The sequence below is a fragment of the Brevibacterium permense genome (assembly GCF_025506275.1).
Lineage (GTDB): Bacteria > Actinomycetota > Actinomycetes > Actinomycetales > Brevibacteriaceae > Brevibacterium > Brevibacterium permense_A.
Genome location: NZ_QYCP01000091.1, coordinates 80,176 through 101,270, shown reverse-complemented (window position 1 = coordinate 101,270; position 21,095 = coordinate 80,176). Strand labels below are relative to the sequence as shown.

Sequence of the window (21,095 nt, the reverse complement as noted above, 5' to 3'; positions counted from 1 at the left end):
AATGCCACTGAGACACGACCTCAACTCCGTCCTCGTCATCGGCTCCGGCCCCATCGTCATCGGCCAGGCCTGCGAATTCGACTACTCCGGCACCCAGGCCTGCCGCGTGCTGCGCTCCGAGGGCCTGCGCGTCATCCTCATCAATTCGAACCCGGCGACGATCATGACCGACCCGGACATCGCCGACGCCACCTACGTCGAGCCCATCGATCCGGACGTCATCGAGACGATCATCGAGAAGGAACGCCCCGACGCGCTCCTGCCCACCCTGGGCGGACAGACCGCACTCAACGCGGCCATCGCCCTCCACGACGCCGGAGTGCTCGAGAAGTACGGTGTCGAACTCATCGGTGCCGACGTCGACGCCATCCAGCGCGGCGAGGACCGACAGAAGTTCAAAGACATCGCCGAGGCCTGCGGCGCCGAAGTGGCCAGATCCGCCATCTGCCACACCCTCGACGAAGCCCTGGCATCCGCCGAAGAGCTCAACTACCCGGTCGTCGTCCGCCCCTCGTTCACCATGGGCGGCCTCGGCTCGGGCATGGCCTATGACGAAGCCGATCTGCGCCGCATCGCCGGCGCCGGACTGTCCGATTCCATCACCCACGAGGTGCTGCTCGAGGAATCGATCCTCGGGTGGAAGGAATACGAACTCGAGCTCATGCGCGACAACAAGGACAACGTCGTCGTCGTGTGCTCGATCGAGAACGTCGACCCCGTCGGCGTGCACACCGGCGACTCGATCACAGTGGCCCCGGCACTGACGCTGACCGATCGGGAATACCAGTCGATGCGCGATATCGGCATCGCCATCATCCGGGCCGTCGGCGTGGACACCGGCGGCTGCAACATCCAGTTCGCCGTCGACCCCAAGACCGGACGCATCATCACCATCGAGATGAACCCACGCGTCTCCCGGTCCTCGGCGCTGGCGTCGAAGGCCACCGGCTTCCCGATCGCCAAGATGGCCGCGAAGCTCGCCGTCGGCTACTCGCTCGACGAGATCCCCAACGACATCACGAAGGTCACTCCGGCCAGCTTCGAACCGACCCTGGACTATGTGGTCGTGAAGATCCCGCGCTTCACCTTCGAGAAATTCCCGGCCGCGGATCCGACTCTGACGACGACGATGAAATCCGTCGGCGAGGTCATGGCCCTGGGCCGCAACTTCACCACCGCGCTGCAGAAGGCGATGCGCTCGCTCGAGCAGAAGGACTCCGCGTTCAGCTGGACCGACCTGCCCGACGTCTCTGACGATGACGTCCGCGAATCCGTCCTCGAAGCGATCTCGCACGCCACTGCCGACCGCATCCACTCGGTCCAGCGCGGACTCGCCGCCGGCCTGAGCGCCGAAGAGGTCTTCGACGCCTGCGAGATCGATCCCTGGTACCTCGACCAGATCCAGCTCATCAACGAGGTGGCCGCCTATGTCCGCGACGCCGACGAACTCGACGAGCAGGTCCTGCGGGTCGCGAAGAACCACGGATTTTCCGACGAGCAGCTCGCGGGACTGCGCAGCCTCGACACGAGCGTCGTCACCGGCGTCCGCCACGCACTGCGCGTGCGACCGGTGTTCAAGACCGTCGACACCTGCGCCGGAGAATTCGAAGCGAAGACTCCCTACCACTACTCGAGCTACGACTCCGAGACCGAGGTCATGCCGCGCGAACGCCCGGCCGTGATCATCCTCGGTTCGGGCCCGAACCGCATCGGCCAGGGCATCGAGTTCGACTACTCGTGCGTGCATGCGACCATGGCGATCGGATCCGCCGACTACGAGACGATCATGGTCAACTGCAACCCGGAGACCGTGTCGACCGACTACGACACCGCCGATCGCCTGTACTTCGAACCCCTGACGTTCGAAGACGTCATGGAGGTCTACCACGCCGAACTCGCCGCCGGCGAGGTCCTCGGCGTCGTGTGCACTCTCGGCGGACAGACCCCGTTGGGCCTGGCCGACAAGCTGAAGGCCGCGGGTGTGCCGGTGCTCGGCACCCAGCCCGAAGCCATCGACCTGGCCGAGGACCGCGGAGAGTTCGGAGCCGTGCTGGAGAGGGCCGGACTCACAGCACCCAAACACGGCACCGCGGTGACCGCCGCGGAAGCCGCCGCGATCGCGGAGAACATCGGCTACCCGGTGCTCGTGCGGCCCTCCTACGTGCTCGGCGGACGCGGAATGCAGATCGTCTACGACCGCACCCAGCTGCTCGACTACATGGCCAGCGCCACGGAGATCTCGACCGATCGGCCGGTCCTGGTCGACCGGTTCCTCGAAGACGCCATCGAGATCGATGTCGACGCCCTCTACGACGGCAACGAGGTCTACATCGGCGGAATCATGGAGCACATCGAGGAGGCCGGCATCCACTCCGGTGACTCCGCCTGCGTACTGCCCTCGCTGACTCTGGGCGAGGACGTGCTCGAGCGCGTTCGCCAGGGCACGAAGGCCATCGCCGAAGGTGTGGGTGTGCGCGGACTGCTCAATATCCAGTTCGCCATCGCCGCGGATGTCCTCCACGTCATCGAAGCCAACCCACGTGCCTCGCGGACCGTGCCCTTCGTCTCGAAGGCGACCTCAACCCAGCTGGCCAAAGCCGCGGCGCTCATCGCCGTGGGCCGCACGATCGAGGATCTGCGCGGAGATCTGCTGGCAGCGGTCGGCGACGGCTCGACCCTGCCGCTCGACCATCCGATCGCCGTCAAGGAGGCAGTCCTGCCGTTCCGACGGTTCACCACCGTCGAAGGCAAGATCGTCGACTCGATCCTCGGCCCCGAGATGCGCTCGACCGGTGAGGTCATGGGCATCGACCACAACTTCCCGACCGCCTTCGCGAAGGGACTGCTCGGGGCATCCGTGAAGCTGCCGACCTCGGGCACCGTGTTCGTGTCGGTGGCCGATCGGGACAAGCGCGCCATGGTGCTGCCGGTCAAGGAGCTCGTCGATATGGGCTTCGACGTCGTCGCGACCACCGGCACCGCGACAGTGCTCTCCCGCTACGGAATCAAGACCACACAGGTGCACAAGCACTTCGAGGCCGACGCCGAAGACCGCACGGTCATCGACTACCTCACGGCGGGCACCATCGACATGGTCATCAACGTGCCGTCGGGTCGGCAGGAACGCGCCGACGGCTATGAGATCCGAGCCGCGGCGACCGCGAACTCCGTGCCGCTGATCACGACGCTGGCCGAATTCGCCGCCGCCGTGACCTCCCTCGAGGTCATCCGCGACTCGAAGTTCGACGTGCGCAGCCTGCAGGATTGGAACGCCTGATGTTCGGCACCCGACTGGCAGCCGCCATGGACGAGCACGGACCGCTGTGCGTGGGCATCGACCCGCACGAGCATCTTCTCGCCTCCTGGGGGCTGCCCGCCAGCGCCGCAGGCGTACGGGAGTTCGCCCTCCGCACGGTCTCCGAGCTCAAGGGCTCGGTGGCCGCCGTCAAACCGCAGTCCGCGTTCTTCGAACAGTACGGCTCCGCCGGAGTCGCTGCTCTCGAAGAGACGCTGGCCGCGACCCGGGACGCCGGACTGCTCACCGTCCTCGACATCAAACGCGGTGACATCGGGTCGACCATGGGTGCCTACGCGAAGGCCTACCTCGACCCCGCCTCGGCGCTGGCCGCGGACTCGATCACGGTCTCGCCCTACCTCGGATTCGGCTCCTTGGAGCCGGCCTTCGAACTAGCTGCCGCTCACGACAAGGGCGTGTTCGTCCTGGCACTGACCTCGAACCCGGAAGGGGCAGAAGTCCAGCATGCCGTGAGAGACCGCGAATCGGTGGCCGGATCGATCGTGTCCCGAGTCCGGCAGCGCAATGCTCAGGCACTGGGGACACCCGACGACCTCGGTCCCTTCGGACTCGTCGTCGGAGCGACCATCGGCACCGCCGCGCGCGATCTGGGATTCGATCCCAGCGACTGCGGGGGACCGATCCTCGCTCCGGGCGTCGGCGCACAGGGCGCGGGCCTGACCGAGCTGCGGGCCGTCTTCGGCGACCGGGCGCTGAAATCGGGACAGGTGCTCGCCACCGCCTCCCGGGCGGTGCTCGGTGCCGGACCCGACGGACTGGCCGAAACCGCCGCCGCGCTCAATCGTGCGCTGACGGTCACCGACTGAACAGCGGTGTTCGGATCGCGGGGGCGGTCCGAACACCGGATTCGGTGCTCCGTCGACGGGCGGATTCCGGCTCGCCACACCACAAATTTCTGCTCATATCGCCTCTCGGCAGGGATTTTGTCTTAGACTGAGACAACTTCCCTACCTGCCCGTTCATGGTGACAGAGGAGACAAAGTGGCACTCGAACCGTTGACCCCGCAACAGCGTTCCGCTGCGTTGGACAAAGCGTTCAAGGCACGTCAGGTACGAGCCGAAGTGAAGTCGGCGCTGAAGACCGGCGATACCGATCTCGCGGCCGTGCTCAAGAAGGCAGCAGACGACGAAGCACTGGCGAAAATGCGTGTGCTCGATCTGCTCAGAGCTCTGCCCGGAGTCGGCGACCGGCGCGCCGAAGCCGCCATGGAAGAGGTCGGCATCGCCACCTCCCGTCGGATCAAAGGTCTGGGCGTGCACCAGAAGTCCGCCCTGTTGGAGAAATATTCCTGAGTGTGACAACCTCAGATCTGTGAATAATCGACTCACCGTCCTCGCGGGTCCGACCGCCGTCGGAAAAGGCACCATCAGCACCTATATTCGGCAGAACCACCCCGAGGTCTGGTTCTCCGTGTCGGCCACGACTCGCCCCAGGCGCCCCGGTGAGATCGATGGTGTCCATTATCACTTCCTCACCGACGACGCCTTCGACGCCCTCATCGCCGAGGATCGCCTGCTCGAATACGCCGTCGTCCACGGACGCCACCGCTACGGCACGCCTTCGGCTCCGGTGGAGGAGAAGCTCGACCAGGGGATTCCCGCGCTGCTGGAGATCGATCTGCAGGGAGCCCGCCAGGTCAAAGAGAAGATGCCCGATGCCCGCTTCGTCTTCCTCGCCCCGCCCAGCTGGGAGGAACTCGTCTCCCGACTGACCGGTCGAGGCACCGAAACGGAGGAGGAGCAGGAGCGACGACTGGCCACCGCGAAACGCGAATTGGCCGCCGAATCGGAGTTCGATGTGACCATTGTGAACGACCACGTTCGCACTGCGGCCGAAGAACTCCTATCATTGATGGGTATATCCACTTCCGATTAGATGGGAATCTCCTTGCCCGCACAGCCTGAAGGCATCACCAACCCTCCGATCGACGATCTGCTCAACGTCACCGGTTCGAAGTACGAACTGGTCTCGATCGCGGCAAAGCGCGCCCGTCAGATCAACTCGTACTACGCCCAGCTGCAGGAGGGACTGCTCGAGAACGTCGGTCCGCTCGTCACGCCGGGCACCAACGAGAAGCCTCTGTCGATCGCTCTGCGTGAGGTCAACGAGTCGAAGATCGTCGCCCGCGAGGTCTCCGAAGCTGACTTCATCCAGGCCGCACCCGAGGCCGAAGCCACCGCTCCTGTGAGCAACGACGGCGCGATCGACTTCAGCGACCAGTGAGAATCGTACTCGGCGTCGCCGGTGGGATCGCCGCCTACAAAGCGGCACACATCATCCGGCGACTCCGGGAGCTCGACCACAGCGTCAAGGTCGTTCCGACGGCCAACGCACTGAAATTCATCGGTGCCCCCACTCTTGAGGCCCTGTCCGGTCAGACCGTGACCACCGATGTCTTCGACGAGATCGACACAGTCAATCACGTCCGCATCGGACAGGAAGCCGAACTCGTCATCATCGCCCCGGCGACCGCCGATCTGATCGCGAAGCTCGCCGCCGGACGTGCCGATGATCTGCTCACCGCCTCCGTGCTCACCACGACCGCCGAGGTGGTGGTGGCCCCCGCCATGCATACGGAGATGTGGCTCAACCCCGCCACAGTCGCCAACATCGCGACCCTGCGCTCCCGCGGCGTCCATGTCCTCGACCCTGCTGTCGGACGTCTCACCGGCCCCGATTCCGGTCCTGGCCGACTGCCCGAACCCGAGGAGATCGTCGACTTCGCGCTCTCGGTCAAGGACGGCACCGCCGGCGACTCGGCAGACGCGTCCACCGACCCCAGCGGTGCTCTGTCCGGTCGTCGCATTGTGATCAGCGCAGGCGGCACGCGGGAAGCACTCGACCCGGTGCGCTTCCTCGGCAACCGCTCCTCAGGCAAACAGGGCATCGCGCTGGCCAAGGCCGCTCATGCCGCGGGCGCATCAGTCGAACTCGTCGCCGCGAACATCGACACCGGTCTGCTGACGGGACTGCCTGCGGGCATCACGGTGACTCCAGTCGAATCCACATTGGAGCTGCAGTCGGCGATGCATATCGCCCAGACGCGCGCCGATGCCATCATCATGGCCGCTGCCGTCGCCGATTACCGACCTGCTGAGACCACCGAGTCGAAGATGAAGAAGTCCGGAGACGACGGTCTGACTCTGCGTCTCGTGCAGAACCCGGACATCCTGCGCGGACTCGTCGACGAGCGCAGCCGTCAGACCACCCTCCGCCATCAGATCATCGTCGGATTCGCCGCGGAGACCGGTGACGCCGCCACCGCTGCCCTCGACTACGCTCGAGCCAAGTTCGAGCGCAAAGGCATCGACCTTCTCGTATTCAACGACGTCTCCGACGACCGCGCCTTCGGCCACGATGACACCATGGTCCAGATCATCTCCTCCGATCGCGGCGCGATCGTCGTCGGCGAGGAATTCCACGGGTCGAAGGACCATGTTTCACAAAAGGTCATAGCGGCCGTCTCCGACCAATTCACCCACGTAGAATCGACAACGTGACACACACAAATCTGCGTTTCTTCTCATCCGAGTCCGTCACCGAGGGACATCCCGACAAGATCTGCGACCAGATCAGCGATGCGGTGCTCGACGACCTGCTCCGGCAGGACCCCAACGCCAAAGTGGCTGTGGAGACCATGGTCACCACCGGCCTCGTCCATGTCGCCGGTGAGGTGAATACGGCCGCCTACGCCGATGTCGCCGGAATCGTGCGCAGCCTCATCACGGGCATCGGCTACGACTCCTCGGACACCGGCTTCGACGGACACTCCTGCGGAGTCTCCGTGTCCATCGGCAGCCAGTCCACGGACATCCACTCGGGTGTGACGAATCCGCTGGACTTTCGCGAGGCTGTCGAATCCTCCGACCACGGCACCAGCCTCGGCGCCGGGGATCAGGGACTGATGTTCGGCTATGCCGACAACTCCACCGATGTGCTCATGCCGCTGCCCATCCACCTGGCCTCCCGGATGGCCGAGCAGCTCTCCGAGGTGCGCAAGTCCGGTCGGCTCGACTATCTGCGACCCGATGGGAAGACGCAGCTGACACTGGGCTATGACGGCGACGAAGCGGTGTCGATCGAGAACGTCGTCGTCTCCACCCAGCACTCGGCGGAGACCAGCCAGTCGCAGCTGCACACGGATATCAAGGAACTCGTCATCGATCCGGTGATCGCCGACTCCGGTCTTGACACCTCGGGCGCGAACATCCACATCAACCCTGCCGGCCCCTTCGTCACGGGCGGGCCGATGGGCGATGCAGGCCTGACCGGACGAAAGATCATCGTCGACACCTACGGCGGCTTCTCCCGTCACGGCGGCGGTGCGTTCTCCGGCAAGGACCCTTCGAAGGTCGACCGTTCAGCGGCCTACGCTATGCGCTGGGTGGCGAAAAACGTCGTCGCCGCCGGTCTGGCAGACCGAGCCGAGGTGCAGGTGTCCTATGCGATCGGCCGAGTCGATCCGATGGGGCTCTACGTCGAGACCTTCGGAACGGAGAAGGCGGACCCCGCGGCCATCTCGGCTGCCATTCGCGAGGTCTTCGACCTCCGCCCTGCGATGATCATCCAGGAACTCGACCTGCTGCGCCCGATCTACTCGCAGACCTCGACCTACGGCCACTTCGGCCGTGAACTGCCCGATTTCACCTGGGAGGTCACGGACCGCGCCGAGGATCTGCTGCGCGCCGTGTCCTCCAACTAGTCTGCCGTCGGCGTGGACGAACCCCTCCCGATCGACACCGGCACCTCGGCCGAGGGCCAGGTTCCCCTGGCCCCGACCGAACCGGTCGCCCGAGTGCTTATCGACCATCCCGTCCCGCACCTGGCGCGGACCTTCGACTATGCGGTGCCGGAGAAGCTCGCCGAGGCTGCCCTGCCCGGTGTGCGGGTGCGGGTGAAATTCGCTGGAAAGCTGCGCGACGGCTATCTGCTCGAACGCGTCGAGACGTCGGACCACTTCGGTCCGCTGGCGACGATCCAACGCATCAGCGGCCCCATTCAGGTGCTGAGTGCGGATCTGCTCGCCTTGAGCGAAGCTGTCGCCCGTCGCTACGGCGGCACCCTCGCCGATGTGCTGCGCCTGGCCATCCCACCGCGTCATGCCCGCGGCGAGAAAGCCGTGCTCAAGGCGGAGAAGGCGGGAGATCCGGCCGCACAGACCGCCGCGGACCCAGCGACCGGACCGAACGACGGGCCGGCGGATGATCCGCAGCTGCTCCGCCGTCTCGGCGAATGGGTTCTAACAGCGGGGACTGAACCCACGGCCGACGATGCCTCGGAATCGCCTCGGCGCAGAGCCTTAGCGTGCACACCCGGGCCGACGCCGGGCCTCAGCTGGATCCGTGCCGGACTCGATGCCGCACGGGCGAGTCTCGAGGCCGGCAGATCCGTGCTCTGGCTTGTGCCCGATCATCGTGAACTCGCCGTGCTCCATTCGACCCTCACGCAAGCTGGGATCGCGGAGGTCTCGGTGCTCAGTGCCGACCAGTCACCGGAGCTGCGGTGGCAGGCCTGGCTGCGCGGACTGCTCGGACACACGCGGATCACGATCGGCACACGTGCGGCGGCCTTCGCCCCCGTCGCGGATCTCGGACTCATCATCTGCACCGATGACGCGAACCTCAACTACCTCGATCAGCACGCCCCGTACCCGCATGCCCGAGAGGTCTGCCTGCTGCGGTCGACGATCGAGGACACCGAGCTGCTCTTCGTCTCCACCGACCGCAGCGCCGAAGTGCAGCGCCTCGTCGAGATCGGCTGGCTCGCTGACTTCACACCGGTCGGACCGGCCAGGCGGCATGCCGCCCCCGTCGTCTTCGTCCCCGATGAGGACCGGGACCCCTTCGCCTGGCAGCGCATTCCCAGCCGCGCCTGGCAGATCATGCGAACAGCGCTGCGTCCGCGTCCCCGGGACGGCGGAGTGCCCGGTCCGGTGCTCGTACAAGTGCCGCGCTCCGGCTACTATCCCGTCTTCGCCTGTGCCCGCTGCCAGGAAGTCGCCCGCTGCCCGCAATGTCAGGCGACGCTGACCACACAATCGGAAGTCGGTCCCTTCGCCTGCCGGTCCTGCGGCTTTCACTCGGAGACGTTCAGCTGTCTGCGCTGCCATTCGAACCGTGTGCGATCGATCGTGCGCGGCCGGGCCCGCACCGTCGAAGAACTCGCCCGGGCGCTGCCCGATATCGAGATCGTCGAATCCGGAGGCGATCACATCTCCACTGCCCTCGACGAGACCCCGCGGTTAGTGGTCGCCACCACCGGAGCCGAACCCTATGTGCTCGGCGGCTATGCCGCGGCGATACTCTTGGATTCGCTGTGGCCGGGACCCTGGATGCGCTCGATCGACGAAAGTGTGGCACGTCGACTGCGTGCCGCCTCACTTGTGCGCTCACGCGATGACGGGGGAGTCGTCTACCTCGGCGACGAAGACGAACTCATCCGGCAGACCCTGACCGCCTTCGACCCCACGACCTTCATGTCACGACAGCTGAGCGACCGGAAGGCCCTCGGCTTCCCGCCCTACCGACGGATCCTCGAACTCACGGGAGCAGGTGCCGACATCGACGAGGTGCTCGAACAGATCGGCGAGGTCGAGGAACTCCTGCGCGAGGACGCCGAGGACGGACAGCGCAGCGTCAGCGCCTACCCGTTCTCCGCCGGAGACCGCGTCGGAACGAGAGCGGCCGAGATCATCGCCTCCCGGTCGGCCAAGAAGCAACGGCAGGTGCGCGTGCGCATCGATGATCCCCGGTCGCTGTGACGGCGCGGCGAACCAGTAGAATCCAAGTCGTGGATATCGTCTTCGCCGGCACCCCTGATGTCGCAGTTCCCGCCCTCGAGGCATTTGCCGAATCGAGCCACCGCATCCGTGCGGTGCTCACCCGACCCGATGCGCCCGTCGGACGGAAGAGGGTCCTCACCCCGTCACCGGTGAAGACTCGCGCTCTCGAACTCGGACTGCCCGTCATCGAAGCCGGGCGACTGCGCGGCGACGTCATCTCCCAGCTGCAGGCACTCGATGTCGACGCTGTCGCCGTCGTCGCCTTCGGCGCCATCGCCGGACCCGCCGCACTGGCCACCGCCCGACTCGGCTGGTTCAACCTCCACTTCTCACTGCTGCCGGCCTACCGTGGGGCCGCCCCCGTGCAGCGCGCACTCATAGGCGGCGAGACCACCAGCGGAGTCAGCGTGTTCCGCATCGACGAAGGCATGGACACCGGCCCCGTGCTGCGACGACTCGAACTGCCGCTCAACCACGCGGATGTCGCCGAAGCTCTCGACGACTATGCGCGCCGCGGGGCCCCCGAACTCGTCGCAGCCTTCGACGATCTCGCCGCCGGCACCGCTGCCCCGACCCCGCAGACCGGTGCGTCCAGCCATGCGGAGAAGATCACCGTCACCGACGCCCACCTCGATCTGTCCGCTCCGGCCGCCCGGGTCATCGACCGGGCCCGCGGAACCAGTCCCGCACCGGGACCATGGGTGGAACTCGACGGAAAGAGGACGAAGCTCTTCGGACTCACACCCGCACCCGAAGTGACTACCCCCGGGGCTGTCGGCGACCTGACCACCTGGCAGCAGCAGCCGGTGCTGCGCTGCGGTGACGGCTGGGTCAGGGTCGAACAGATCCAACCCTTCGGCAAGGCCCGGATGGCCACGGCCGACTTCCTGCGCGGCCGTGGAGACGTGACCTTCGACCCCTATACCGAGAGGCAAGCATAAGAGCCATGGCTGAGTCAGCAGGCAGAGACCGCCGAGGCGGCAGCCGCGGAAGCGAAGGCAATCGCAGGCAGCGCAGAGGCAGCCCCAGAGACACCGACCGACGCGGCGGCCACGGCCGCGGACGAAGCGATCGCGGAGACCAGGATCGCGGAGGTCAGGGTCGCGGAGGTCAGGGTCGCGACCGCCCCCGTCAGGACCGTGGAGCACCACAGGGGGAACGGACCGGGAAGAACCTGCCGCGGCGCATCGCCTGGGAAGTCCTCCTCGACGTGGCGACGAAAGACGCCTACGCGAACCTGCTGCTGCCGGCCAAACTCTCCCGCACCCATATGGGCGCTCAGGACGCTGCCTTCACCACCGAACTCACCTACGGAACCCTGCGTCGGCAGAAGTTCTACGATGCGGTCATCGCAATCGCCTCGTCCCGAGCCGTCGACAAGATCGATCCCGAACCCCTGGCAGCAATGCGCCTCGGCGCCCATCAACTGCTGTCGATGCGGGTGCCCAACCATGCTGCACTGTCCGAAACCGTGGCCGTGGTCAAACGATCGGCGGCGAAGACCGCCGGATTCGTCAATGCCGTGCTCCGCCGCATCTCGGAAGCCGAACCCACCGAGTGGCTCGACCGTGTCACCGCCGAGGTTGACGAGACCACTCGACTGGCGATCGAACATTCCCACCCCGAATGGGTCGTCCGGGCACTGAACCAGGCGCTCAAGGGACATGGCCGCGACGCCGCCGAGCTCGAAGCTCTCCTCGAAGCCGACAACGCACCCGCGAAGGTCGGAGTGACCGCCCTGCCCGGACTCATCGACCGCGCCGAACTGCCGGGGGAACCCACCCCGCTGTCACCGATCGGCGTCACCCTGGAGACCGCAGTTCCCCGGGACGTGGCAGCCGTGGCCGACGGACGTGCCCGCGTCCAGGACGAAGGATCCGCTCTTGTGGCCCTCGCCCTGGTCGATATCGACGCACCCACCGGAACCTGGGCCGACCTGTGCGCCGGGCCCGGCGGCAAGGCCGCCGTCCTCGGTGCCGCGGCCGCCGGCGAATCGACGACATTGGAGGCCTTCGACTCCAGCGAACACCGTGTCGACCTCGTCCGCGACTCCACCAAGGCGCTGACCAACGTCACCGCCGCCGTTCGCGACGGACGCGACGCCCGCGGACCCTACTCGAAGATCCTCGTCGACGTACCCTGCTCCGGACTCGGTGCCCTGCGCCGCCGGCCCGAAGCCCGCTACCGCAGATCGCCCGAAGACATCACGTCCCTGACCCGACTGCAGCGCGAACTGCTCGCCGCTGCCCTCGATGCCTGCGCGCCCGGGGGAGTGGTCGCCTACTCGACGTGCTCACCGCACTACGCCGAAACCGTACTCATCGTCGACGAGGTTCTGCGCCTGCGAGCCAAGTCGGGAAGCGCGGACATCGAGATCCTCGACACCCCGGCCGCGCTGTCGGCGATCACCGGCACCGAGGCGGAGTCGTTCGCGTCTGTGACCCGTGAAGGCGGGCGATACGCCCAGCTCTGGCCCCATGTCCACAACAGCGACGGAATGTTCCTGGCCCTCCTGCGAAAGGCGAAATGACCCATGTCGATCGACATCAACCCCTCCATCCTGTCCTCGGACTTCTCCGATCTGCGCGGTGAGCTCGAGAAGATCAGCACCGCCGATATGGCCCATATCGACGTCATGGACAACCACTTCGTGCCGAACCTCACCTTCGGCCCGCCCGTCGTCGAACGCATCCAGGCGATCTCACCGATCCCGCTCGACGCACACCTCATGATCGCCGACGCCGACCGCACCGCTCCCGTGTACGCGGAGATCGGCTGCGCCTCGGTGACCTTCCACGCCGAGGCGGCCGCCGCCCCCGTCCGTCTCGCCCGGGAACTGCGCCGTCTCGGGGCCAAGGCCAGCCTCGCCCTCAAACCGGCCACCCCGATCGAACCCTTCATCGACCTCCTCGGCGAATTCGACCAGATCCTCATCATGACCGTCGAACCCGGATTCGGCGGTCAGAAGTTCCTCGACGTGTGCCTGCCGAAGATCACTCGGACCCGCGAAGCGATCTCTGCTTCCGGACTCGAGATCAAGCTGCAGGTCGACGGGGGAGTCTCCGCCTCGACGATCGACCGTGTCGTCGACGCCGGCGCCGACGTCCTCGTCGCCGGCTCCGCCGTCTACGGTGCCGACGATGCCGCAGCCGCCATCAGCGAACTGCGCACCCTCGCCGCCGCACACACCCACTGACCGAAACGGGCCGTACTATGCTTACGGCCCACACCTGAAGAGAGCCTGTGATGGACCTGTTCGACTGGTTGAATACCCCGGCATTCGAACTGCTGGGCAAGCCTGTGCCGTACTCCGACCTGTTCGGCAACATCTGTGCGCTGGCCACGGTCGTTCTGGCGCTGCGCCGGAACATCCTGTCCTGGCCGGTGCAGATCCTCGGCTCCATCCTCCTCTTCTCCGCCAGTCTCTCCGCCGGCCTCGGCGGCAACGCCTCCCGGCAGGTCGTCATCATCGTCGCCGCGGTCTGGGGATGGACGCAATGGAAGAAGTCCAAGGCCGCCGCCGGTGAAGTCCTCGTCCGCTGGGCGAGTTGGAAGGAACGGGCGATCCTGCTCGCGGCTCTCGTCGTCGGCACCGGAGTCTTCGGCTGGGTCCTCGCCCTGGGCGGATGGTCCTGGAACCCCTACCCCGACGCTTATATCTTCATCGGTTCGATCGTGGCCATGTACGCCCAGGGCCGGGCCATCGTCGAATTCTGGTTCGTCTGGCTCGCCGTCGACCTCGTCGGCATCCCGCTGGCGATCTCCGGCGGACTCGTCTTCTCCGGAGCCGTGTACCTGTTCTTCCTCGTCATGGTCATCCTCGGACTCATCGACTGGTCGAAGCGGTCACGACAGACGATCTCTGCGCCTCACCGTCCGGCCACCGACATCGGCCGCGACCCCGAGGACTGAGGTCAGTCGCCGACAGCACCGGTGAGACCCGGCCCGCCGCGTTTTAGAACATGAGACCCCGAATGCTGCGGCCGATGCGGATGCATTACGCTGGAGAAGTGAAGACCTTTGAGACTCTCTACGCCGAACTCCAGCAGAAATCCCTCGATCGCCCCAACGGTTCGAAGACCGTGGCCGAACTCGACGCCGGAGTCCATGCGATCGGCAAGAAGGTCGTGGAAGAGGCTGCCGAAGTATGGATGGCCGCCGAATACGAAACCAAGGAAGAGCTCGCCGAGGAGATCTCGCAGCTGCTCTACCACGTGCAGGTGATGATGATCGCCAAGGGGCTGACCCTCGACGACGTCAACACCCACCTGTAAGACCTTCCCACGAACCTGACCGCCCCGACGCCATCGAACTCCAAAGGGACCCCATGCTGCGTGTAGCCGTGCCCAACAAGGGCGCACTGTCCGAAGCCGCCTCCGACATGCTCAGCGAGGCCGGATACTCCACTCGACGCGGAACCAAGACCCTGGTCCATCAGGATGAGGTCAACGGAGTCGAATTCTTCTATCTGCGTCCCCGCGACATCGCCATCTACGTCGGCTCCGGAATCCTCGACGCCGGAATCACCGGCCGTGACCTGCTGCTCGAGTCACAGGCCGAAGCCGAAGAGGTGCTCGGCCTCGGATTCGGCGCCTCGCGCTTCTTCTACGCCGGCACCGCCGGCTCCTTCACCTCGGCCGAGCAGCTGGCCGGTGCCCGCATCGCCACGAGCTTCCCGAACCTCGTGGATGCCGACCTGCAGCGACGCGGAATCGCGGCAACCACCGTGCAGCTCGACGGAGCGATCGAGGTCTCCATCCAGCTCGGAGTCGCCGACGCCATCGCCGATGTCGTCGAGACCGGCTCCACGCTGCGGGCCGCGGGACTCGAAACCTTCGGCGAGCCGCTGCTCGAATCAGAAGGTGTGCTCATCCAGCGCGCCGGAGCCGAATCCCGCATCGGCGTGCTCAAACGCCGTCTCGAATCGGTCATGGTCGCCCGCCAGTATGTGCTCGTCGACTACAACATCGAACAGCGCCTGGTTCCCGAGGCGATCTCGCTGACCCCGGGGCTCGAATCCCCGACCGTGTCCCCGCTGCAGGAGACCGGGTGGGTCGCCGTGCGCGTCATGGTCGAAGCGAAGGAAGTCAACAACGTCATGGACCGGCTCTACGGAGTCGGGGCGCGTGCGATTCTGGTGACGAACATTGGCGCCTGCCGAATCTGATCTGGCCGTGTTCCGGCCCCGACAGGTGCGCGTCGTCAGCATCGTCGGTGCCGTTGCCGTGACCGCTGGGTTCGCGGTCCTGTCCGTGGCGCTGTTCGTCGTGGACTGGGAACCGTGGACAGTCCTCGACATGATATGGATGAACCTGCTGGGCATTCTCTTCGGAGCCGCCCTGCTGCGCATCTCCGATATCCAGGCCCGACCCACCGAGGACGGTCTGGTGGTCAAGAATATGGTGCGCACCCGTCGGCTCGACTGGGGACAGATCCTCGGTGTGACGTTCTCACCCGAGGGCGATGACCCGTGGCCCCTGTTGGACCTCACGGACGGCACCACCTGCGCGGTGATGGCGATCCAGCACGCAGACGGTCGCCGCGCCCATGCGGAGGTCGCACGATTGCGTATGCTCATCAAGAGAAGCACCCACTTCAAGGAGGATTAGGAATGGCGAACGAGACACCCGAGGCAGGACCCCTGACCGGATACACCGTCGTCGATCTCTCTCGTGCCCTGGCCGGCCCACATGCAGGAATGATGTTCGGCGATCTCGGCGCGCGGGTGATCAAGGTCGAGAACCCCGGCAAGGGCGATGATTCGCGGTCCTGGGGGCCTCCCTTCGTCGGGCCTGCGGACAATCCTCAGGCCACCTACTTCTTCTCGTGCAACCGCAACAAGGAATCCATCGCCCTCGACCTCAAATCCGACACGGGCAAGGACACCCTGACCGGACTCATCGCACGCGCCGATGTGCTCATCGAGAACTTCCGCTCCGGTGTCCTCGACCGACTCGGCTTCTCCACCGCCCGCTGCATGGAGATCAACCCGCGCCTGATCATCCTGTCCATCACCGGATTCGGCCACGACGGTCCGGAAGCCTCGCGCGCCGGCTATGACCAGATCGCTCAGGGTGAAGCCGGGCTGATGTCGCTGACCGGTTCGGGACCCGATGATATGCAGCGCGTGGGTGTGCCGATCGCCGACCTGCTCGCCGGAATCTACGGCTCATACGGCGTGCTGGCGGCCCTGCTCGAACGTGAACGCACCGGCAAGGGCAAGGTCGTGCGCACCTCGCTCATCGCGGGAATGGTCGGCGTCCACGCCTTCCAAGGCACCCGGGCCACAGTGGCCGGTCAGGAACCGCAGCCCGGCGGCAACCACCACCCTTCGCTGTCGCCCTACGGCCTCTTCACCTGCCGCGACGGCGCCGTGCAGATCTCCGTGGGCAACGAGAACCTGTGGCAGAAGTTCTGCACTGCCTTCGACATCGATCCCGCCACCGAGGGCATGGCCGTCAACTCCGAGCGCGTGGACAACCGCCCCGCCGTCATCGAACTCATCGAAGACCGCTTCTCCGCCTACGACGCGGCCGAACTTCTCGCCAAGCTCACCGAGGCGGGAATCCCGTCCGGCACGGTGCGCACCCTTCCCGAGGTCTACCAGTGGGAGCAGGCTCTCAGCCAGGGACTCAAGGTCTCCGTCGACCACCCCGTGCTCGGCGACATCGACCTGCCCGGACCGCCGCTGCGCTTCTTCGACGCCGATTCCTCCGGTGAGGTCGAAACCACCCGCACCGCTCACGATGCCCCGCCGCTGCTCGACGAAGACGCGGAATCCATCGTGGCGTGGCTCGCCGACGGAAACTGAACGGAACCGCCATGACACGTCTCAACGCACTCGAGCTCGTCGACGTCGTCCTCGACGAAGGATCGTATCTGTCCTGGGACACCACTCCCGTCCAGCCCGCCGGCGGGATCTCCGACGCCTACGCCGCTGAACTCGAAGCCGCGGCGCAGAAATCCGGAGTCGACGAATCCATCATCACCGGCGAAGGCACCATCGCCGGCCGTCGCGTGGCCGTGATCGCCGGCGAATTCCGCTTCCTCGCCGGGTCGATCGGCGTGGCCGCGGCCGAACGCCTCGTCGACGCCATCGAACGTGCGACCCTCGAAGGGCTGCCCCTGCTGGCCGGTCCCGCCTCGGGCGGCACCCGCATGCAGGAGGGCACCATCGCCTTCCTGTCGATGGTGAAGATCACGAACGCCGTCATCGCCCACCGCAAGGCCGGACTGCCCTACCTCGTCTACCTGCGCCATCCCACCACCGGAGGAGTCTTCGCCTCCTGGGGATCGCTGGGGCACGTCACCGTGGCCGAACCCGGATCCCTCATCGGATTCCTGGGCCCTCGGGTGTATGAGGCCATCTACGGAGAGAAGTTCCCGGAGAACGTGCAGACCGGGGAGAATCTGCACAAGATGGGCATCGTCGACGCCGTCATCGGACCCGAACGCATCGCCGGCACCGTCTCCCGCGTCCTCGACGTGCTCATGGGCGCCAAGGAAGTTCCGAGCTCGGTGCCGGACCCGGACACGGCCCCCGACCGCGTGGACCCGAACTCCGATGCCTGGGCCGCGATCACCAGCTCGCGTCGCCCCGAACGCCCCGGAGTCCGTGACGTGCTGCGCACCGCAGCGAACACCGTGCTGCCGCTCAACGGCACCGGCGAAGGGGAGAAAGACCCCGGACTGCTGCTGGCTCTGGCGAAGTTCGGTTCCGCACCGTGCGTCGTCCTCGGCCAGGATCGATTCCGGCAGGACTCCCGCGCACCCATGGGCCCGGCGGCCCTGCGTGAGGCTAGACGCGGAATGCGATTGGCCGCGGAGCTGCACCTGCCGCTCGTGACCGTCATCGACACCCCCGGGGCGGCCCTGTCGAGGGAAGCCGAAGAAGGCGGCATCGCCGGCGAGATCGCCCGGAGCCTCGCCGACCTCGCCAACCTCGACGCTCCGTCCGTCTCGCTCATCCTCGGTGAGGGATCCGGGGGCGGAGCACTGGCCCTCATCCCGACCGACCGGGTGCTCAGCGCCGAACACGGCTGGCTCTCGCCCCTGCCGCCCGAAGGCGCCTCGGCGATCGTGCACCGCACGACCGAGCGAGCTGCCGAGATGGCTCAGAGCCAGGGCGTGCACGCTCCCATGCTGCAGGCCAACGGAGTCGTCGACCGGATCATCGCCGAACATCCCGACGCCAGCGATGAACCGCTCGACTTCGTCGCCAGGGTCGGTGAGACACTCGAATACGAACTCATCTCGCTCATGCGCGAACCTTCGGCCAGGCGCCTGGCCCGCCGAATGGATCGCTACCGGGGCCTGGGAATCTAGGAGGACTGCGTGGTAGCTGTCAGAGTCATCCCCTGTCTGGATGTGGACGGCGGACGCGTCGTCAAGGGAGTGAAGTTCGCCGACCTCAGGGACGCCGGCGACCCCGTCGAGCTCGCCCGCCGCTACGGCGAATCCGGAGCCGACGAACTCACTTTCCTCGACGTCACGGCCAGCAGCGGTGACCGGGAGACCGTCCACGACATCGTCCGCGCCTGCGCCGAAGAGGTCTTCATCCCGCTCACCGTCGGCGGAGGGATCCGCAGCGTCGCCGACGTCGACCGGCTGCTGCGCGACGGAGCCGACAAGGTCTCGGTCAACACCTCGGCGGTGAAGAACCCGGAACTCATCAGCGAGATCTCCCGACACTTCGGCAACCAGGTCCTCGTCCTCTCCCTCGACGCACGGCGCGCACAGGGCGCGAGCACGGAATCCGGCTTCGAGGTCACCACCCGCGGCGGCCGCCAAGGCACCGGTCGCTGTGCCATCGACTGGATCCGGGAAGCCGCCGACCGCGGGGTCGGCGAGATCCTGCTCAACTCCATCGACGCCGACGGCACACGCGAGGGATTCGACCTCGAACTCATCCGCGCCGCCCGCGCAGCCGTCGACGTACCGCTCATCGCCTCGGGCGGCGCCGGAAAGGTCGAACACTTCGCTCCGGCGGTGGAAGCCGGAGCCGATGCCCTGCTGGCCGCCAGCGTCTTCCACTTCGGCACCCTGAGCATCGCCGAGGTCAAGGACGCCCTGCGTGCGGAGGGAATCGACGTCCGATGAGCAGCGACATCGACGCGACTCCGGAGAACTGGCGGGAGATCATCCTCACGAACGACGCCGGGCTCATCCCCGTCATCGTCCAAGAGGCCACGAGCGGAGAGGTGCTCATGCTCGCGTGGATGGACGTCGAAGCCGTCTCCCGCACACTGGAGACGAAGCGGGCCACCTACTGGTCCCGCTCCCGGCAGGAATACTGGGTGAAGGGGGAGACCTCTGGCCATGTCCAGCACGTCCGCTCGCTCAGTCTCGACTGTGATGCCGACGCCCTGCTCATGCTCGTCGACCAGACCGGACCCGCCTGCCATACGAACACCCCGACCTGCTTCACCGGAAGGACCATCAGTGTCGACTGACCCAGCGGCGAACCCCACCGACCTGCCGATCCGACCCAGCCTCGACGAGTTCCGCGCCCTCGGCGCCGACCATCGTCTGGTGCCGGTCCACACCCAAGTGCTCGCGGACTCGGAGACCCCGCTGAGCCTCTACCGCAAACTCACCGACGGCGGACCGGGCAGCTTCCTCTTCGAATCCGCAGTCGCCGGATCCTGGGCCAGGTACTCCTTCATCGGCTCGGCGCCCGTGGCCACCCTCATCTCGACCGCACACGATTTCCACTGGACCGGCACCCCTCCGGTCGGCATCCCCACCGACGGCGACGTCCTCGACGCGGTCACCGCCACCCTCGACCTCCTCGCCGTGGCCGAAGCGGAATCGGAGCTGCCGCCCATGGTCTCGAGCTTCGTCGGCTACTTCGGATGGGACATCGTCCGTCGCTTCGAGAGGCTCGGGCCGCCGCGGCCCAATGAACACCACCTGCCGACCGTGCAGCTGATGATCCCCGGCGATATCGCCGTCTTCGACCACTATTCGGGAATGGTCACCCTCGTGGCCAACGTATTCAACGTCAACGGCACCGATACCGGCATCGACGACGCCCACGCCTCGGGAGTCGCCCGCATCGCCGCGATGTGTGAGCGTCTGCAGCAGCCCAGCCCGGCAGATGTCCTGCGCCCCCGGAAAGCCGACCCCGAGGTGTCCACCCGCACCCAGCCGCAGGTGTACCTCGACGGTGTGGAGACGGCGAAGCAGAAGATCGTCGACGGCGAGATCTTCCAAGTCGTCATCGGCCAGCGCTTCGACACACCGTGCGAGGCTGATGCGCTGAGCGTGTACCGGATGCTGCGGCATGCGAACCCGAGCCCCTTCATGTACCTGCTCAACCTCCATGACGACGGAGGGGAACCGGTGAGCATCATCGGCTCCTCTCCCGAAGCACTCGTGACCGTCCGGTCGGGAGAGGTGGTCACCCACCCGATCGCCGGTTCACGCCCCCGCGGGATCACACCGGAAGCCGATGACGCCTTGGCTCGAGAGCTCCTGGCCGATGAGAAGGAACGAGCCGAGCACCTCATGCTCGTCGACCTCGCCCGCAACGATCTGGCGAAGGTCTGCGCGGCCGGAACCATCGACGTCAGCGAGTTCATGGACATCGTCCGCTACAGCCACATCATGCACATCAGCTCGACCGTGCGCGGCGAACTCGAACCCGGAACCACCGCCATCGATGTGCTGCGGGCGACGTTCCCCGCCGGCACGCTGTCGGGTGCGCCCAAACCCCGGGCGCTGCAGATCATCGACGAACTCGAACCCGTCGGGCGTGGAATCTACGGGGGAGTGGTCGGCTATATGTCCTTCAGCGGCGACCTCGACCTCGCCATCGCCATCCGCACCGGGGTGCTCCGGAACGGCACGATGAGCGTCTACGCCGGAGGCGGCCTCGTTGCCGACTCCGTGCCCGAGACCGAGTACCAGGAATCCGAGAACAAGGCCGCAGCAGTGCTGCGTGCCGCCGCCACGGCCGACGCATTGGATGCGGCGGAGGGAAGTCAGAGGTGAGG

20 protein-coding genes are annotated in these 21,095 nt (G+C 66.4%); all 20 read left to right on the top strand.

The genetic code is table 11. From position 1 onward, the window contains the following. Nucleotide 1: 1 nt before the first annotated feature. A complete protein-coding gene (carB, locus tag D3I60_RS12815; protein WP_262776685.1) occupies nucleotides 2–3,277 on the top strand; it encodes a carbamoyl-phosphate synthase large subunit in 3,276 nt (1,091 codons plus the stop codon). After that, the gene (pyrF, locus tag D3I60_RS12810) at nucleotides 3,277–4,122 is read left to right on the top strand and encodes an orotidine-5'-phosphate decarboxylase (protein ID WP_262776756.1); all 846 of its coding nucleotides are present in this window, start codon (nucleotides 3,277–3,279) and stop codon (nucleotides 4,120–4,122) included. The genes carB and pyrF overlap by 1 nt, the downstream gene beginning before the upstream one ends. 175 nt (nucleotides 4,123–4,297) lie before the next feature. Beyond that, the gene (gene mihF / locus D3I60_RS12805) at nucleotides 4,298–4,609 is read left to right on the top strand and encodes an integration host factor, actinobacterial type (protein ID WP_262776684.1); all 312 of its coding nucleotides are present in this window, start codon (nucleotides 4,298–4,300) and stop codon (nucleotides 4,607–4,609) included. A gap of 19 nt (nucleotides 4,610–4,628) precedes the next feature. After that, a complete protein-coding gene (gene gmk, locus D3I60_RS12800; protein WP_262776683.1) occupies nucleotides 4,629–5,192 on the top strand; it encodes a guanylate kinase in 564 nt (187 codons plus the stop codon). After that, complete coding sequence (gene rpoZ / locus D3I60_RS12795) at nucleotides 5,193–5,540, top strand: DNA-directed RNA polymerase subunit omega (RefSeq protein ID WP_025777823.1); 348 nt, start codon at nucleotides 5,193–5,195, stop codon at nucleotides 5,538–5,540. Then, entirely contained in the window at nucleotides 5,537–6,817 is a 1,281-nt protein-coding gene (gene coaBC, locus D3I60_RS12790) for a bifunctional phosphopantothenoylcysteine decarboxylase/phosphopantothenate--cysteine ligase CoaBC (RefSeq protein ID WP_262776682.1), read from the top strand. Before rpoZ ends, coaBC begins: the two co-directional genes overlap by 4 nt. Next, nucleotides 6,814–8,019: a methionine adenosyltransferase gene (gene metK, locus D3I60_RS12785; RefSeq protein WP_262776681.1), complete on the top strand. Its 1,206-nt coding sequence runs from the start codon at nucleotides 6,814–6,816 to the stop codon at nucleotides 8,017–8,019. The genes coaBC and metK overlap by 4 nt, the downstream gene beginning before the upstream one ends. Nucleotides 8,020–8,031: 12 nt before the next feature. Continuing rightward, a complete protein-coding gene (locus D3I60_RS12780) occupies nucleotides 8,032–10,077 on the top strand; it encodes a primosomal protein N' (RefSeq protein WP_262776680.1) in 2,046 nt (681 codons plus the stop codon). 29 nt (nucleotides 10,078–10,106) lie between these two features. Continuing rightward, nucleotides 10,107–11,039 carry a methionyl-tRNA formyltransferase gene (locus D3I60_RS12775; RefSeq protein WP_262776679.1) on the top strand — a complete coding sequence of 311 codons (933 nt, stop codon included), beginning with the start codon at nucleotides 10,107–10,109 and terminating at the stop codon, nucleotides 11,037–11,039. Nucleotides 11,040–11,044: 5 nt separating this feature from the next. Beyond that, a complete protein-coding gene (locus D3I60_RS12770) occupies nucleotides 11,045–12,628 on the top strand; it encodes an RsmB/NOP family class I SAM-dependent RNA methyltransferase (protein ID WP_262776678.1) in 1,584 nt (527 codons plus the stop codon). Between the two features lie 3 nt (nucleotides 12,629–12,631). Further along, nucleotides 12,632–13,294 (top strand): ribulose-phosphate 3-epimerase, encoded by a 663-nt coding sequence (gene rpe, locus D3I60_RS12765; RefSeq protein WP_262776677.1) that lies wholly within the window; start codon nucleotides 12,632–12,634, stop codon nucleotides 13,292–13,294. A gap of 50 nt (nucleotides 13,295–13,344) precedes the next feature. Then, nucleotides 13,345–14,010, top strand: coding sequence for a nicotinamide mononucleotide transporter family protein (locus D3I60_RS12760; RefSeq protein ID WP_262776676.1), 666 nt, complete (start codon nucleotides 13,345–13,347; stop codon nucleotides 14,008–14,010). 98 nt (nucleotides 14,011–14,108) lie between these two features. Continuing rightward, complete coding sequence (locus D3I60_RS12755) at nucleotides 14,109–14,372, top strand: phosphoribosyl-ATP diphosphatase (protein WP_262776675.1); 264 nt, start codon at nucleotides 14,109–14,111, stop codon at nucleotides 14,370–14,372. Nucleotides 14,373–14,425: 53 nt separating this feature from the next. After that, on the top strand, nucleotides 14,426–15,265 hold the full coding sequence (gene hisG / locus D3I60_RS12750) for an ATP phosphoribosyltransferase (protein ID WP_172169683.1): 840 nt from the start codon (nucleotides 14,426–14,428) through the stop codon (nucleotides 15,263–15,265). Between the two features lie 7 nt (nucleotides 15,266–15,272). Then, nucleotides 15,273–15,707, top strand: a complete 435-nt coding sequence (locus D3I60_RS12745) for a PH domain-containing protein (protein WP_262776674.1) — start codon at nucleotides 15,273–15,275, stop codon at nucleotides 15,705–15,707. A 2-nt stretch (nucleotides 15,708–15,709) separates the two neighbouring features. Further along, nucleotides 15,710–16,909: a CaiB/BaiF CoA transferase family protein gene (locus tag D3I60_RS12740; RefSeq protein WP_262776673.1), complete on the top strand. Its 1,200-nt coding sequence runs from the start codon at nucleotides 15,710–15,712 to the stop codon at nucleotides 16,907–16,909. 11 nt (nucleotides 16,910–16,920) lie between these two features. Continuing rightward, a complete protein-coding gene (locus D3I60_RS12735) occupies nucleotides 16,921–18,423 on the top strand; it encodes an acetyl-CoA carboxylase carboxyltransferase subunit alpha/beta (RefSeq protein WP_262776672.1) in 1,503 nt (500 codons plus the stop codon). Between the two features lie 9 nt (nucleotides 18,424–18,432). Beyond that, nucleotides 18,433–19,197 (top strand): imidazole glycerol phosphate synthase subunit HisF, encoded by a 765-nt coding sequence (gene hisF / locus D3I60_RS12730; RefSeq protein WP_262776671.1) that lies wholly within the window; start codon nucleotides 18,433–18,435, stop codon nucleotides 19,195–19,197. Next, nucleotides 19,194–19,550, top strand: coding sequence for a phosphoribosyl-AMP cyclohydrolase (hisI, locus tag D3I60_RS12725; RefSeq protein ID WP_262776670.1), 357 nt, complete (start codon nucleotides 19,194–19,196; stop codon nucleotides 19,548–19,550). The genes hisF and hisI overlap by 4 nt, the downstream gene beginning before the upstream one ends. Continuing rightward, a complete protein-coding gene (trpE, locus tag D3I60_RS12720; protein WP_440588576.1) occupies nucleotides 19,453–21,093 on the top strand; it encodes an anthranilate synthase component I in 1,641 nt (546 codons plus the stop codon). The genes hisI and trpE overlap by 98 nt, the downstream gene beginning before the upstream one ends. Nucleotides 21,094–21,095: the final 2 nt, after the last annotated feature.

Bases quoted from the DNA above. Each gene is read 5' to 3' on its own strand.
- carB (WP_262776685.1), top strand. From the start codon at position 2: ATGCCACTGAGACACGACCTCAACTCCGTCCTCGTCATCGGCTCCGGC.
- hisI (WP_262776670.1), top strand. From the start codon at position 19,194: ATGAGCAGCGACATCGACGCGACTCCGGAGAACTGGCGGGAGATCATC.
- D3I60_RS12770 (WP_262776678.1), top strand. From the start codon at position 11,045: ATGGCTGAGTCAGCAGGCAGAGACCGCCGAGGCGGCAGCCGCGGAAGC.
- hisG (WP_172169683.1), top strand. From the start codon at position 14,426: ATGCTGCGTGTAGCCGTGCCCAACAAGGGCGCACTGTCCGAAGCCGCC.
- pyrF (WP_262776756.1), top strand. From the start codon at position 3,277: ATGTTCGGCACCCGACTGGCAGCCGCCATGGACGAGCACGGACCGCTG.
- trpE (WP_440588576.1), top strand. From the start codon at position 19,453: ATGCCGACGCCCTGCTCATGCTCGTCGACCAGACCGGACCCGCCTGCC.
- rpoZ (WP_025777823.1), top strand. From the start codon at position 5,193: ATGGGAATCTCCTTGCCCGCACAGCCTGAAGGCATCACCAACCCTCCG.
- rpe (WP_262776677.1), top strand. From the start codon at position 12,632: ATGTCGATCGACATCAACCCCTCCATCCTGTCCTCGGACTTCTCCGAT.
- D3I60_RS12735 (WP_262776672.1), top strand. From the start codon at position 16,921: ATGACACGTCTCAACGCACTCGAGCTCGTCGACGTCGTCCTCGACGAA.
- D3I60_RS12740 (WP_262776673.1), top strand. From the start codon at position 15,710: ATGGCGAACGAGACACCCGAGGCAGGACCCCTGACCGGATACACCGTC.
- D3I60_RS12760 (WP_262776676.1), top strand. From the start codon at position 13,345: ATGGACCTGTTCGACTGGTTGAATACCCCGGCATTCGAACTGCTGGGC.